This window comes from Arthrobacter sp. IK3 (assembly GCF_051337705.1).
Classification (GTDB): domain Bacteria; phylum Actinomycetota; class Actinomycetes; order Actinomycetales; family Micrococcaceae; genus Arthrobacter_B; species Arthrobacter_B koreensis.
This window is the reverse complement of record NZ_JBPPSW010000004.1, coordinates 135,362-149,389: the sequence shown is the minus strand read 5'-3', so window position 1 is coordinate 149,389 and position 14,028 is coordinate 135,362. Positions and strand designations below refer to the sequence as shown.

General features: G+C 64.8%; 10 protein-coding genes. 8 read left to right on the top strand and 2 right to left on the bottom strand.

The genetic code is table 11. The features are described 5' to 3' along the window. Positions 1-335 precede the first annotated feature (335 nt). Together ACSLGO_RS07140 and ACSLGO_RS07135 are read left to right on the top strand one after the other, a co-directional pair. A complete protein-coding gene (locus ACSLGO_RS07140) occupies positions 336-1,253 on the top strand; it encodes an RluA family pseudouridine synthase (RefSeq protein WP_436400836.1) in 918 nt (305 codons plus the stop codon). 103 nt (positions 1,254-1,356) lie between these two features. Continuing rightward, entirely contained in the window at positions 1,357-3,099 is a 1,743-nt protein-coding gene (locus ACSLGO_RS07135) for a hypothetical protein (RefSeq protein WP_436400751.1), read from the top strand. Here the strand turns inward: ACSLGO_RS07135 and ACSLGO_RS07130 are convergent. Beyond that, positions 3,041-3,346, bottom strand: a complete 306-nt coding sequence (locus ACSLGO_RS07130; RefSeq protein ID WP_091608302.1) for a hypothetical protein — start codon at positions 3,344-3,346, stop codon at positions 3,041-3,043. The two genes, ACSLGO_RS07135 and ACSLGO_RS07130, sit on opposite strands and share 59 nt — an antisense overlap. A 197-nt stretch (positions 3,347-3,543) precedes the next feature. Next, positions 3,544-3,990 (bottom strand): hypothetical protein, encoded by a 447-nt coding sequence (locus tag ACSLGO_RS07125; protein WP_091608304.1) that lies wholly within the window; start codon positions 3,988-3,990, stop codon positions 3,544-3,546. Between the two features lie 232 nt (positions 3,991-4,222). Here ACSLGO_RS07125 and ACSLGO_RS07120 point away from each other — a divergent pair, with 232 nt between their 5' ends. The 6 genes from ACSLGO_RS07120 (at position 4,223) to ACSLGO_RS07095 (ending at position 14,024) form a co-directional block, all read left to right on the top strand. Continuing rightward, positions 4,223-5,866: a pyridoxal phosphate-dependent decarboxylase family protein gene (locus ACSLGO_RS07120; protein ID WP_436400750.1), complete on the top strand. Its 1,644-nt coding sequence runs from the start codon at positions 4,223-4,225 to the stop codon at positions 5,864-5,866. Next, positions 5,863-7,434: a lysine N(6)-hydroxylase/L-ornithine N(5)-oxygenase family protein gene (locus ACSLGO_RS07115; RefSeq protein WP_436400749.1), complete on the top strand. Its 1,572-nt coding sequence runs from the start codon at positions 5,863-5,865 to the stop codon at positions 7,432-7,434. Before ACSLGO_RS07120 ends, ACSLGO_RS07115 begins: the two co-directional genes overlap by 4 nt. Beyond that, positions 7,431-7,985: a GNAT family N-acetyltransferase gene (locus ACSLGO_RS07110; RefSeq protein ID WP_386917857.1), complete on the top strand. Its 555-nt coding sequence runs from the start codon at positions 7,431-7,433 to the stop codon at positions 7,983-7,985. The genes ACSLGO_RS07115 and ACSLGO_RS07110 overlap by 4 nt, the downstream gene beginning before the upstream one ends. Continuing rightward, positions 7,982-9,841 (top strand): IucA/IucC family protein, encoded by a 1,860-nt coding sequence (locus tag ACSLGO_RS07105; protein ID WP_436400747.1) that lies wholly within the window; start codon positions 7,982-7,984, stop codon positions 9,839-9,841. Before ACSLGO_RS07110 ends, ACSLGO_RS07105 begins: the two co-directional genes overlap by 4 nt. 263 nt (positions 9,842-10,104) lie before the next feature. Continuing rightward, a complete protein-coding gene (locus ACSLGO_RS07100) occupies positions 10,105-10,881 on the top strand; it encodes a hypothetical protein (RefSeq protein ID WP_436400745.1) in 777 nt (258 codons plus the stop codon). After that, positions 10,878-14,024: a hypothetical protein gene (locus ACSLGO_RS07095; RefSeq protein WP_436400744.1), complete on the top strand. Its 3,147-nt coding sequence runs from the start codon at positions 10,878-10,880 to the stop codon at positions 14,022-14,024. The genes ACSLGO_RS07100 and ACSLGO_RS07095 overlap by 4 nt, the downstream gene beginning before the upstream one ends. The last annotated feature ends 4 nt before the right edge of the window (positions 14,025-14,028 follow it).

The following is a 14,028-nucleotide window of genomic DNA, read 5'->3' as shown; positions in this document are numbered from 1 at the left end:
TCCACTGCCCCGGCGCTGCTGCCGGTGATTTCAATCTTCAGCTCATCAAACCAACCGACCGCAGGGCAGGCGCTGGTGCACCCTACGGTCAGTAACAGCATCTGGATCAACGCAACGACCAAGAGCCACCTGGACACCACACGACAGGCCACCCCTTGGCGCGCTGCGCGGTGATGCCCCGTCCACACCCGACCCGTTCGCACCCGACCCGTCCACACCCATAAAGCCGTCCTGCCACGAGTCTTGTCCCCGTCATGCATGGACCCAAGGTAACCCACCGCGCCAGGCTCCCCGCGAAAAACTGTCATCCTGACCGCCGCTACCCTTGAAGGGTGATGCAATCCCCCCTGCCGGTCCGCAACGGCGTGAACGCTACCCGGCTGCGGCTGCCCGCCGAGGGCCCCTGGACCACTGCCTTCGACTACGTCCTCGAACGATTCGGACACGTGAACCCGCAAGGCATTGCCGACCGGTTCGACCGCGGTGAGGTGGTCAGCATCGGAGGCGTCCCGCTGGACCGGACCACTCCGCTTACTGAACACACATTCATTTGGTACTACCGGGAACTTCCCCCGGAAGAGCGGCTGCCAGTGGAGATCAATATTCTCCACCAGGACGAAAACCTGCTCGTCGTCGACAAGCCGCACTTCCTGCCCACGACGCCGGGCGGGATGTATGTTGCCGAATCAGCCCTGGTGCGGCTTCGGGTCGCCCTCGGCATCCCGGATCTCATTCCCATGCATCGGCTGGACCGCATGACAGCCGGCGTGCTCCTCTTCTCCACCAATCCGGACACCCGCGGCAAGTACCAGGTCCTCTTCGAGAAACGCCGTATAGAGAAAGAGTATGAGGCCGTGGCTCCGGTCCGTTCAGACCTCGAGCTCCCGGCCATCGTGCGCAGCCGGATGATAAAGTCTCGGACCTATCTGCTTGCACAGGAGGTCCCGGGCGAGCCCAACGCGGAAACGCGGGTGGAGCTCATGGAACAGTCCTGCGGTTTTGGCCGCTACCGGTTGCTGCCCCATACCGGCAAGACGCACCAGCTTCGCGTCCATATGGCGTCGCTGGGAATCGGCATCCTGAACGACCCCTTCTATCCAGTACTGCTGGAGCAGGCCCCGGATGACTTCAGCAAACCGCTGCAGCTGCTGGCGCGATCAATCCAGTTCACCGATCCGCTGACTCGGCAGCCAGTCCAGTACCGCAGCGAACTGACCCTTGATGGATTTCCGGCCCCGGCCACAGCCAGCTGACCTGCAAAGTTCCCTCTTCCACAGCCGCAATCCTGCCGTTACGCTTTGGTGGATCCACACCCGGGTTAGGTACACGAAGGATCACTGAGGCAAAGGAACAGGCATGCTCCCCCACTCTGCACGCCCTGCTGAATCGGAAGAAGGCGTGCACACGGCTGGAGCCAACGACGGCGCCGGCAGCGGTCAGGCTAACTCCAACCGTATGCCGGACAGGGACGGCCTCAGCCCGGCCGGAACCACCTCGTCGGCTGCCTTCGTTCCTCCGCTGGCCCCGTCTCCGCCGCCTGGAACCCCTCCCACCGTGCACACCCGGATGGACGAAAACCGAAGCAGCCGATGGCAGAACGATCCCGAGCCCGTAAGCATGATTGCCGCCGATGTTCAGGAGGATTCCTTCAACCGGGTCCTTCGCGGCGAAACCACGAGCAATCCTTCGGGTCGGGCTTACCATCTCCGGGGTTCCTTCAATCCGCTGCAAGCCATCCAACGACTGGTCACCGGGCGGCCAATGTTGGAGAGTTCCCGGAGCGAAGCGGGGCAATTCGAAGCGGCGCACCAGCAGTATGAGGCGGAGCAGGTCATACCGGCGCGGGAGCAGCACGAGCTCCACCAGGGCGAAGCTGCTCAGCACGAGCCCGACCGGGGCAAAGCTCAGCACGAGCCCGACCGGGGCGAAGCTCAGCACGAGCCCGACCGGGGCGACGCTCAACACGAGCCCGACCACGGCAAAGCTGCACAAGGCGAAGCTGCTCAGCACGAGCTCGACCGGGGCGGCGCTCAGCACGATCCCGACCACGGCAAAGCTGCACAAGGCGAAGCTGCTCAGCACGATCCCGACTACGGCAAAGCTGCCGGGGGCGAAGCGGCGGGGCAGATCGCCGTCCAGGGTGAACCGGAGTACCACCAGCCCCTGCCAGTCACAGAAGAACCGCCGCAGGTCCGAAACACCAACGCCGCGAACCTCCCCTCCCCCGATCACGACTCCCAGCAGGCAGACACAATCCGCCGGATCGCAGTCACCGTCAGCACAGCCGCCGCCCTGGGATTTTCCTATGCCCTGACGCGCACCGCCACGGGCTGGCCGGGAATCAACCACGCGCCCGGAAGTGTCCTGGATCCTGCGGCATCGCTGCTCGGGGTTTACCCCTGGATCTGGCTGGCGTGGATTCCGGTACTTACTGGCGCCGCAGCGTACGCCGCGCTGCAATGGATTCCGAGCCAGCGGTCCAATCCGCGGCGGGTGTGGAACGGTCCGATCAGTGCCGGTTCTGCGGTTGTAGCGGCAATCTGGCTCTGGGCTGTCCAGTCCGGCAATCCGGCAGGAGCCTTCTGGTCCGCGGCGCTCGGAACGGGAATCGGCCTGGCCGCCATCCACATCTCCAATACCTGGCCCGTCGAATCCCGAACGGAGAAGGCCACGGTGGACCTGCCTGCAAAAGTCCTGCTGGGAGCTTCCACCATTGCATTGCTCACCAGCTTGGGAAGCTGGCTGACCGCGCTGGAGACGGACATCGCCGGCTGGGGTCCTGTGGCCTGGGCACTGATCGCGCTCGTGGCAACCGTCATCGGAATCACCACCGTGTCCATGACGGACCGGGGGCACCTCGCCGCGGCGCTGACCATCGTCGTCGGGCTTTCCGGGATTGGCTTCACCCGGCTGCTCTCAGAACAGAACTCCATACCGGTCGCGGCAGGGGCCTTCGTCGGAGCCTTCCTCATCCTGGTGTCGGCAGGGTCCCGGCGCCACCAGGTGGATCACGCCCAGCGCAGGAGGCAGCGGGAGTGGCTCAGAGCGGAAGCCAGCGTCCGCGCTGGCGGCGAAGCACCCGAAGCTGTTCACACCTAGCAACCTGCTCCACCGCATGCCGCATGTTCATCGCTGCGCGCCTCGCCTGTGAATTCTCGACCCCGTACTCATTGGCCGGAACCATGAAACGCAGGGTGATGCGGGGAACGCCGGACACGATGTCCAGCTGGTTCGCCTCAACGTGGTGGCTGGCCTCCAGCGCTTCGACGGCTGCATCCATCACCGCTTCGGGCGGGTTCCCGGGACGCAGGCCAAGAATGCTGAGCTGGACGCGAAAGGAAGGCATCCTTCCACCGTAGTGCCAGCGGAAGGATGCCTTCTCTCGATCGAGTGCCCGGTCGAAAAGATGCCCGGTCGAGCAGGTGCCTGAGTCGAACACTGCCTGGTCGAGCAGGTGCCCGAGTCGCAAAGGTGCCTGGTTCGATCGGGCGCCCGAGTTGAACAAGTGCCTGGGTCGAACAGGTGCCTGGGTCGAACGGGTGCCTAGAGCGGCTCGTCGTCCGGGTTGAACGCTGAGAGCGGGTCGCCCCCTGCGTGCGCAGGGTCGTCGCTTCCGTCCTCGAGGGGGTCCACTGACGAGTCACCGAAGTCGACGTCGCGGGCGGCTTCGCCGATGGTCGGTTCTTCGGGCGGAATCTGCGAGTCGCCCTCTTCGTAGCGCTCTTCTGCCGTTTCGTCGCGAAGCGTCTGGTCAGACTCTGCACCAGGCTCACCGGCAAGTGGTTCTTCGTTGATCAGCGGATCGTCCTGCCAATTCTCCGGGTTGTCCTCTGCGGCTCCCGGGTAGGACAGGTCCTCCGCGTCCGTGAGCTCATCCTCATCCAGGAGCTCGTCGCCGGAGACGACGCTGAGCTCATCGGGAGTAACTACCTCGGACAGGTCATCGGCCAATGCAGGGTTGTCGCTGTGGTCCGGGTTCTGTTCAGTCATCTGCAGCTCACTTTCCGATCTCAACGGTCCTTTCCATCGATACTAAGCCTACTGATAGCCGATTGCACAAGCGGACACCAGTCCTGCGTGCGCGCTCGTCGCGCGCCATTTTGCACCTCCGGAGAGACTTTACCCCGATCAGGGCGAATTAAGACATAAAAGTTTGACGTAATGACCCAAGTAAGGACAGGCTTACCTCCGTTACCGTCTTGAGACCTTCCAGGAGAACGCAGTGAGCACTTTGCAGAAGCCGGAGCATGACTCGGCAGACCACCGGCAGGCAGGCGAACATCCGGCTGACGCACTGCTGACCGGCACATCCACCGGACAGTACCTGTCAGAGAACCTGCTGGGCATGTCGGCCGTAAGCCGTTCCATCGCCTCAGCCAACCGGCCGTTCACGGGCATGCACCCCCGCAACCTGGCCCCCGCCATCGACGCCGTAGACCTGGACCAGCCGCTGGGCACTACCGGGGCAGCCCTGGAGGAACTCCAGCCGATCTACCTGCGGGACGCCGTCTACTTCCACCATCCCGCCTATGCCGCGCACCTGAACTGCCCGGTGGCGATTCCCGCGCTGGTAGGCGAAACCATCCTCAGCGCCGTGAACTCCTCCATGGACACCTGGGACCAGAGTGCCGGGGCCACGCTCATCGAGCGGCGCCTGCTGCGCTGGACAGCAGACCGCCTGGGACTGGGCTCTGCAGCCAGCGGCGTCTTCACCAGTGGAGGCACCACCTCAAACCTCCAGGCGCTGCTCATCGCCCGCAACCGCGCAGTGGCTGCGCTCCGGCGGGATGCGCTCCTGCGGCACGGCGCCAGACAGGACAATGCCGGACAGGGCAGTGCCGGGGCCAGCACCACCCAAGGCCGCAGCGAACGGCTTCCGGAACTGCTGGGCCGGCTGCGCATTTTCGCCTCCGAAGTCAGCCATTTCAGCATCCGGAAATCCGCGGCACTGCTGGGCCTGGGAGAGGACGCCGTCCATCTGGTTGAGTGCGACGCCGACCGCCGGCTTAAGCCCGACGCGCTGCGGAACGCCCTGGCAGAATCCCGCGGCCGCGGCGAGGTCCCCATGGCAATCGTGGCCACCGCGGGCACCACGGATTTCGGCAGCATTGACCCGTTGCTCGAATGCGCGACGCTGAGCTCGGAGTTCGGCTCCTGGCTCCACGTCGACGCAGCATACGGCGGCGGACTGCTGACGTCCCTGAAGTACCGCAGCCGCCTGTCCGGCATCGGTGCCGCGGATTCCGTCACGGTGGATTACCACAAGACGTTCTTCCAGCCGGTGTCCTCGAGCGCCGTCCTGGTCCGCGACGCCGCCGAGCTGCGCCACATCCTGCACTACTCGGACTACCTCAACCCAGAGGACGCTGCGGACCCGCAGATCCCAAACCAGGTGGACCACAGCATCCAGACCACCCGCCGCTTTGACGCACTGAAGCTCTGGCTCACCCTGCGCGTCACGGGTGCCGACGGCATTGGCGCGATGCTCGATTCAGCGATTGACCTGGCCCGGGAGACCGGACGCCTGCTCGAGGCAGATCCGGACTTCGAGGTGGCCGCCCGCGTCCAGCTAAGCACCGTGGTGTTCCGCTTCCGTCCGCGGCACCTGGACGAGGACACCAGCGACACGCTGAACCGGTGGATCCGCTCAGCACTCGCCGCCTCCGGGAATGCCGTCATTGCCGCCACCACTGTGGACGGGAGGGCCTACCTGAAGTTCACCCTCCTCAACCCCACGGCAACCCTGGCGGACATTGAACGGATCCTCGAATTGATCCGCTCCTACGCCGCCCAATGGCTATCCGGTCAGGCAGGACCGAATGCAGCCGGAGCGAGAACCGAGACCCCGGCAGGAGCAGCAGCATGAACCGCCGTCCCGAGCACCGGCCCACGCCCGGAACCGGCGCAGAGCCCGGCGCAGAACCCGGCACAGTCCCCGGCCAGCCAGAGACCGGCCTAACCGTCCACGACGTCATCGGCATCGGCGTCGGGCCCTTCAACCTCGGTCTGGCGGCACTCACGGAACCCATTGCAGAACTGGACGCTGTGTTCTTTGACTCGCGCCCCGGGTTCGACTGGCACCCCGGAATGATGCTGGACACCGCACACCTGCAGGTCCCGTTCATGGCGGACCTGGTATCGCTGGCGGACCCCACCTCCCGTTACTCGTTCCTGAATTTCCTCAAGGCCACGGGCAGGCTCTACCGCTTTTACATCCGTGAGGACTTCTATCCGCTGCGGGCGGAATTCAACGCCTACTGCCAGTGGGTGGCGGAGCAGCTGCCCAGCGTCCGGTTCGGTCACGAGGTCACGGACATCCGCCATGAACAGACCACGCACGACGGCGGCAGGTACCTGGTGCGCACAAGGCACGACGGCGGCACGCAGGTTCATGCGGCCCGCCGGCTGGTCCTGGGCACCGGCACCCGGCCCGAGATTCCGACGTCGTGCGCCGGAATCCTTTCCGGCGGAGGGACCGCCGTCCACAACAGCGACTATCTGCAGTCCAAGGCCGCAATTCAGGAGCACCGAAGCATCACCGTGGTCGGAAGCGGGCAGAGCGCCGCGGAAGTCTTCCTGGACCTGCTCCAGGACTGCGGACCGGACAGCTACGAGCTGAACTGGGTAACGCGTTCGGGCCGGTTCTTCCCGCTCGAATACACGAAGCTCACCCTTGAAATGACGTCCCCTGACTACGTGGATTATTTCCATGCGCTGCCCGGCGCTACCCGGGACAGGCTCATCGGGTCGCAGAAGAACCTGTACAAGGGCATCGACGCCGCGCTGATTAATGAGATTTACGACGCCCTCTACGCCCGCAGCCTGTCAGGACCACTGCCGGTCCGGCTGCTCACGGGCGTCGAAGTCACCGGCAGCAGCTACGACCACGCCGCCGGAGAGCACCGCCTGGAACTGGCCCACCCGGAACAGGGAACCAGCGGTGAGCTGAAGACCGGCGCCGTAGTGCTGGCCACCGGGTACTCCTACCACGAACCCGCATTCCTGCAGGGAATCGGCAGCCGCATCCGCCGCGACAACCGGGGACGGTTCGATGTGGACCGGAACTACGGGATCGGCGTGGAACCCGGGGAAATCTTTGTGCAGAACGCCGAGCTGCACACCCACGGATTCACTTCCCCGGACCTGGGCATGGCCGCCTACCGGAACTCGACAATCCTGCGCGAAATCCTCGGCTGGGAGTACTACCCGGTGGAAACCAGCATCACGTTCCAGGAATTCGGGCTCGCAGGCTTGGAATGTCCCGCGGGCGGAACGGTGCACGGGCCGGCGCGCGATGGAGCGGGGGCCACTGGAGCGGCGGCCACCGGAGCCGGAATTGCCGGCAGCAGGACCGCCGGGAGCACGGTGCTGGCGCGCGCCGGAACGGGAACTGCGCACGGCGCGCCGGCAACCGCGAAAGGAGCGGTGGCATGAAATTCGAGTTCCGTCCGGTTGACCCGGCAGCCGACGCACCCCTCCTGCACAGCTGGATGAGCCGTGATTATGCACGCTTCTGGGGCATGGGCACCGCAACGGTGGATGAAGTCCGCAGCGAGTACTCAGGAATCGATGCGAACCCGCACCACGAGGCGTGGCTGGGCCTACTGGGCCCCACCCCGGCGTTCCTCATGGAAAGTTACGCTCCGGATCACTCCCCGCTGGCTGGCCTGTACCCGGTCCAACCCGGCGACCGCGGCATGCACTTGCTGATGGGCCCGCCGGACTTCCCCCAGCACGGCTTCACCGCGGCCGCTTTCCGGGCGGTGATGCTGTTCCTCTTCGCCAGCCCGCAGACGCAGCGGGTAGTGGTGGAACCGGACGTCCGCAATACCAAGATCCACGTCCTCAACGAACGCATGGGGTTCCAGCCCCACGGCCGCATAGAGCTGCCGGACAAAACCGCCCTGCTTTCTTTCTGCACCCGGCAGCAGTTCAAGGCCGCAGCCGCGAGCGCCCCCACGACTTTCCAAGGAGCAACCCCATGAGCACCGCCGTCGAACCCGGAACGTCGAACCGGGACCTGACCCCGAACCGGAACACCGGCCCTTACCGGAGCACCGGGCACCTCACGCCCGAACGCTGGGCGGCGGCCAACCGGCACGTCGTCTGCAAGGCACTCGCCGAGTTCTCACACGAACAGATTCTCCAGCCCCAGGCCGCGGGTCCGGACAGTTTCCGCCTCATATCCGACGACGGCGCAGCGACCTACACCTTCGAGGCGCAACTCCTGGAGCTGGACCATTGGAGCATTCGACCGGCGAGCATCCTCCGTTCCGTTAACGGGAGCGGCACACCCCTGGATGCGCTCGTTTTCATCACCGAGTTCGCGGGCACGCTGGGGATTAGCGAAGCAATGCTGCCGGTCTACCTGGAGGAAATCTCCAGCACCTTGGCATCCCACGCCTACAAGCACAGCGGCTCCTTCCACAGCTCGGAAATCCTGGCGGCGGGCGTAACCGGCGGCGCGGATCCGGCCGCGGACTTCCAGGCCATCGAAGCGTCCATGACCGAAGGACACCCGTGTTTCGTGGCGAACAACGGGCGGCTGGGATTCGGGCTCCAGGACTACCTGTCCTACGCACCCGAAACCGGTTCGGGTGTCCGGCTGCACTGGATTGCCGTTCGAAAGGACCGGGCCCGGTTCACCGCGGTTTCCGGCCTGGATTACTCAGCGTTCCTGGCGACTGAACTCGATCCGGGCGTGCAGTCGGGATTCAATGCCGCGCTCCAGGTCCGGGACCTGGACCCCGGCGACTACCTGCTCATGCCGGTCCACCCCTGGCAATGGGAGAACAAGCTGAGCGTCACCTTCGCCGCGGAGGTTGCCCAGCAGCACATTGTGCATCTGGGCCCCTCGGAGGATGTGTACCAGGCGCAGCAGTCCATCCGGACGTTCTTCAACCGCAGCACGCCTGGGCGTTGCTACGTCAAAACGGCGCTGTCAGTGGTGAACATGGGCTTTATGCGCGGCCTTTCTGCCGAGTACATGGTGGCCACACCGGCCATCAACGAGTGGCTGGACGGGCTGGTCCGGGCAGACCCGGAACTGGCCGGCACCGGTTTCGAAATCCTGCGGGAAACGGCCGCCATGGGTTATACCAACCGGTATTACGACGCCGCTGCCCCCAAGGGTTCCCCGTACCGGAAAATGCTGGCAGCGCTGTGGCGGGAAAGCCCGATGGACCGGCTGGGGTCAGGTGAGCAGCTGGCCACCATGGCGTCGCTGCTGCACAGAGACCCGGCCGGCAGTCCGTTCGTTTCGGCGCTCATCCAGCGCTCCGGGCTGCCGGCGCGGGCCTGGCTCCAGCAGTACCTGCGGGCCTACCTGGTTCCGGTACTGCATTGCTTCTATGCCTACCGGCTGGCTTTTATGCCGCATGGAGAGAACCTCATCCTCGTCCTGAAGGACGGCGTGCCGGTCCGGGCCCTGATGAAGGACATTGGTGAGGAGATCATTGTGATGGCGGACAAGGTGGACCTGCCGGAGGAGGTTTCACGCGTCCGAGTGGATGTCCCGGTCGAGGAACAGGTGCTGTCGATCTTCACCGACGTCGTCGACTGCTTCTTCCGGTTCCTGGCCGCCGTTCTCCACGAGGACGGGCAGCTGCCGCAGGGGGAGTTCTGGGACTCCGTGGCCGGCGTGATCCGCGACTACCAGGCGGAGCATCCCGAATTCGCCGAAGATTTCGCCAAACATGACCTCTTCGCCGCGGATTTTGCGCGTTCCTGCCTGAACCGCCTTCAGCTGCGCAACAACCAGCAGATGCTGGACATCTCCGATCCGTCCGGCGGTCTGCAGTTCTCCGGCAGGCTGGTCAATCCGCTGGCCAGCGGGCGGTAGAACAGCCCTACGTTGGATAAAAACCCGTAGGAAACCTGCCCTGCAAAAGGCGGTCTGCGCGGCGGGAAGGAGGACCCCCGCGCAGACCGTTAGGTCCTATCCCTATCGATGGCACTGACCTCTCCCCTGACCAATGGGCTGAAACGAGCACGGTCATCTCCCGAATTGCTACTACTGAAAACCGGATCCCCGGGTTGGAACACCGAAAAGTAACTTAAGTCCAAAGTTGAACTGAATCCAATTTTGGGTGCTAGCGTGCCTGTGTGAATGCAGATCGCCGCGGCAGCTGGGGCCGCATCTTCCGGACATTCCTGAGCCTCAACCTGCTTCTGGCGGCAGCGTGGCTTGGAGCCGCTCCGGCATCGGCCGACCGGGCCGGACTCGACACCCCTGAAACCCTCTACGCCCCCGAGGGCGCCGTACAGTTGTGGGTTGATGTGGAGTCCCAAGCTGCACGTAGCGGCGTCGTCTCCATTTCCTGGCGTGCCGACAGCAGCTGGGTGCCCCTGGCGTTCTCCTCCACAGTCTTCGGCGTCACGGGATCCACTGCGGTGCCCCCCGGCGGGCTTGAGCTGCGGTTTTCTCCAGCTGGGCGATTCTCGGCCGACGTCGCAATTACATTTGCCGATGCCAACGGCATCATCCTCGAAGAACACCGGCTCCGTAATGTGCCCTTCGATCCGGCCCGGACGTTCGACGGATGGATCACCTGGAACGACATGGCCGCCGGAAACATCCCGCCGGGCCCCTCCCCATCTCCGACGCCGTCACCCGGCGGTGGTCCTGACAGGCAACCCAGCAATCTTCCCGGCGCACATACCAACATCCAGGAAAACCACTCTTCGACGAGCGTGACCTCTCCAAAATCGCTGGGAACAACCGGCGCGGCAGGACCGCTGCTGGTCGGGATCCTCGCCGGGGGCGTCCTGTCCGCCGTCGCGGGCACCGTACTGGTTCTCAGGCAGCGGCGGCTGCGGGCGGCTCAGGCACCCCGCAGCCTTGCCGCAGGCAGGGCTGAACAGCAGGGGGAAACCCGATGAACAGCCGCCCCTTCGCAGCGGCAGTACGGGGTCTTCTCGGCGGGCGCTTCGCCGGCGCGGTCCGGATGAGCGTCGCTTCAGTGCTCGCCGTCACCCTGGCCATGGCCGCGGTTCCGCCGCCCGCCGCAGCGGTGTCCGGTGACGCGATCGAGAACCTTAGCGCTGTCCGGGCTGCTCCGGAACCGGGTTTCACCCCTGTTCCCGCCAGCCTGCCTGCGGTGGACAGCGGCGTCGGGATTGGTTCCCGTCTGTCCGCTGATGCCTCCGGGGAGGTCTTCCTCGGGTCCGCCGCTGAAGGGCAGGGCGCTGCCCTGATCCGCCTGACAGTGTTCGAGCCCGGCACCAGCCAAACGGTTTACACCACAGCCGATACGGCTGTACTCCACGCGCAGCAGGGAATCACCACGTCCACTACCGTTCTCCTGCCGATGGCGGCCGGTTCAGTGGAGCTGTGGACCGACGCCGAAGCAGACATCCGCGTCGAGCCGCTCGCCTACTTCCACGGTGACCAGGTCTCCGGCGGTGCCACCATTGCCTTGCCGGAACCGGTGGTCCAGGCTGACACCGCAACCGGACTTGCCGGCAGCGCCCTGACGTCCGTACCCCTATGGATCGGCCTCACCGGAGAGGGCGGGGTCTCCGCAACCCTGGCGCGGAGCGTCCATGTCGTGCTGGACGTGACGCTCGCGGAAGCGGACGACGTCGTCCTCGGAGACGGCCAACGGATGGCCCTTCCGACAGGGAGATCCATTGTCGCCACCATCGTGGACGCCGAGGATCAGGGAGGAGTGACCGTCGGCCTGGGCCGGAGCGGAAACACCGGAACACTGCGGGCTACCGTAACCGGCTGGGTCGCCGAAGCTGCGGAAGACACGTCGGGGGCGAACCACCTCGGCAGCTACGTAGTCAACACGGAGCACCGGCCTGCAACCAGACTGGACGTTTCCGCCGGGACCGCCCCACAGGAGGTCCGGCTGTCGGATGACCATGACAGTGCCTATGCGCTGGCACTCGTCCAGGCATCAAACGTGTCCGGAGGGGATACCACCACGCTCGCCTGGGGTCCGGAAGTCCGCGGCCGGTCTACCGGCGTCGCCGTAGACCGGGCCGCAGGAGCACAGCCGCAGCTGGCCCTGGTGCCGGTGGACACGGGTGGGACGCAGCTTTCAATCCGGCGCGGCAGCGCCACTGTATCCCTCCAGCCGCTGGGCAGCTTCCTCGGCGATCCGGTCCCCCACAATGCATCTGACCCAGCCGCCATCACCATTACCTCCCCCGCGGACCGGCAGAGCCTGGACCTCACCGAAACGGGATACTTCACGCTTGAAGGCACAGTATCCACCGGCGGCAACTCCGTGGACCGGATAGCCATCAGTTCCCCGGACGTGGGTTTCATCGGCCTGGCAGAGCTCAATCCCGCCGGGGATGAACTCACCTGGAGCTTCCGGGCCCTGGCCCCCGAAGACGGCGATTTCGACTACGTGGCGACTGTATTTGACCGTTCCGATCCCGGAACCGCCCGCGCCTCTGACCGCGTCCGGCTGACCCTCGATGTCGCCGAAGAGGGGGACACCGTGGTTTCTCCCGAAGCGCAGGTGTTCCATCTGGAGACAACCGAGCTCGAATTCGAAGTGCTGGACGAGTTCAGCCTGCGGTTCACGGAACGCCCGGAGCTTGAGCCGGGAGACATCATTGTCAGCGCCCCGTTGCCCTCGGCTCCATCCGGCTTCCTGGGCCGGATGTCCTCCATGGACCTCGTGAGCGGGTCCTGGGAGGTCTCCACCGTAGAGGTTCCCCTTGAGGAGCTTTTCCTCCAGGTAGACATCGATGAGACGGAAGACTATGGCGAAGGGGATGACGTTGCGGTCCAGGACCTGATCGCCCAGACGACGGATCCTTTGGAGGTAATCAGCGGCAGTTACACCCCCGTGGGCGAGGATGGAACGCCCGGCCCGGAGATGCCGGTGTCCGATGTGCAGGTGCTGGACGAGAACGGCAACACCCATTCGCCGGTACCGGGGACGTACGCTCAAATCGCGGCCGGCGAGGATGTTGACCTTGAACTGAGCAGCGATGAATTCAATGTGCCGGATCCCGCAGACTTCAAGACCGCGTGCCGGTTGCCGGGGACCGATGGCCAGGAGCCACTGGGTGAGGACATTGGCGACGACGGCGAATGGCGGGCTCCCGTCGCCCACGCGCCGGGGGATGGCAGCTGCGGAGGGCAGCTAAAAGGACCGGGTGCCTCGCTCTCCGCCGACTGGACGACGAAGGTAGACGCCAGTGTGGCCGCCGTCGTTGAAAACGGTGTCCCAAAGATCAGGACTGCGGGCAAAAAACTTGAACCCTGGGAGTTCGAGGCCTGGTCCGAGAAGCAGCGCGGCGATGAGGGCGGCGTAGCTGTACGCGGCGGCGGAGAACTGAACCTTGGTTTTGCTTTTGTGCTGAAGACGAAGCTGAGTTTCAAATGGAAAGTCATTCCACGGGGGGTGAGCATCGAGGAGTTCCGCATCGAGTTCAACTCGAAGCTGAAAGCCTCTGCCTCCGTCCAAGCCTGGTTGCAGGTCGAAAGCCGCTGGAACGTTAATCTCAAAGTCGCCGAGGTTGCCCTCCCCACCACCACGTTTATGGCCGGACCAATTCCAGTTGCGATCACCAACCGGCTGAACTTCGCCATGGTCATTAACGGCACGCTCAGGGCGGAGGCAGATATACCGGCGCTCGGGATCGAACGGGCAGACACTTTCGGTTTCGTTTACAGCAGTGCGAAGGGCATGAAGCGCATCAAGGAGGACACGCCCACAACCTATGTCCTGCCCAAACCCCGTCAGGTGGCCGGCGCCACTGCCTTCTCCTTCGAGGGGGAGGTGGCGGCCGGGCCCCAGGTTTCCTACCAGAGCCGTATCTACAGCTTCGCCGGGCCGGACATCACTCTCTCGGCCAGATCGGGGTACGCAGCAAAACTCGGTGTGACAGGCATTCCGCCAACAGAGGCCGAAATCGAAGCCAGCATCTTCCTGGCACTCGGGCTCACCGGCTCAGCCAAACTCACGCTCCTGCGCTGGGATCTGCTGGACTTGACAATCTTCCAGGTGGGCGTTCGGCTGAACCTGCTTGAGTACAGGGACAAGTGGACGCTCTAGCCGC

What these genes read in the sequence shown, in the direction of transcription:
- ACSLGO_RS07110 (WP_386917857.1), top strand. Translation starts at nt 7,431, where the DNA reads ATGAAATTCGAGTTCCGTCCGGTTGACCCGGCAGCCGACGCACCCCTC.
- ACSLGO_RS07135 (WP_436400751.1), top strand. Translation starts at nt 1,357, where the DNA reads ATGCTCCCCCACTCTGCACGCCCTGCTGAATCGGAAGAAGGCGTGCAC.
- ACSLGO_RS07140 (WP_436400836.1), top strand. Translation starts at nt 336, where the DNA reads ATGCAATCCCCCCTGCCGGTCCGCAACGGCGTGAACGCTACCCGGCTG.
- ACSLGO_RS07130 (WP_091608302.1), bottom strand. Translation starts at nt 3,346, where the DNA reads ATGCCTTCCTTTCGCGTCCAGCTCAGCATTCTTGGCCTGCGTCCCGGG.
- ACSLGO_RS07095 (WP_436400744.1), top strand. Translation starts at nt 10,878, where the DNA reads ATGAACAGCCGCCCCTTCGCAGCGGCAGTACGGGGTCTTCTCGGCGGG.
- ACSLGO_RS07115 (WP_436400749.1), top strand. Translation starts at nt 5,863, where the DNA reads ATGAACCGCCGTCCCGAGCACCGGCCCACGCCCGGAACCGGCGCAGAG.
- ACSLGO_RS07125 (WP_091608304.1), bottom strand. Translation starts at nt 3,990, where the DNA reads ATGACTGAACAGAACCCGGACCACAGCGACAACCCTGCATTGGCCGAT.
- ACSLGO_RS07105 (WP_436400747.1), top strand. Translation starts at nt 7,982, where the DNA reads ATGAGCACCGCCGTCGAACCCGGAACGTCGAACCGGGACCTGACCCCG.